The organism is Oleiphilus sp. HI0061 (assembly GCF_001635675.1).
The window spans coordinates 1-306 of sequence record NZ_LWFE01000758.1 but is presented as its reverse complement, the minus strand read 5'-3'; the positions used below and the strand labels follow the sequence as shown (position 1 = coordinate 306).

At 42.2% G+C, this 306-nt stretch carries 1 protein-coding gene; it reads right to left on the bottom strand.

The window, feature by feature from the left end; all coding sequences use genetic code 11:
- A partial coding sequence (locus A3735_RS30675; protein WP_197485795.1) for a hypothetical protein occupies positions 1 to 306 on the bottom strand: 306 nt, incomplete at both ends.

Below are 306 nucleotides of genomic sequence, written 5' to 3'. Positions count from 1 at the left end.
TATTCGGTCCGCTTGTTCAAATTATTATATTGATATGACTCGATATATTCTGGTGTGCCGTCCTGGTTATCATCACGCTCGTAGCGGTTTGGGCGATTGTTACTGTCGTAGCTGAAGCGGCTTATAGAAGTTTGAGTGTTTTCCTGGTTGGATCGAATGTTATGCTGGCTTAGGATATTGCCGTTTAAGTCATAGTTATAGCTGATTGAAGAGTTTGCTTCGCCGTCATTATCACTATCCTCAGATTGAGATCTAAGCCTGTTTCCGGAGTATGTATATGAGACGCTTGAAGCAAGTTCGCTATTG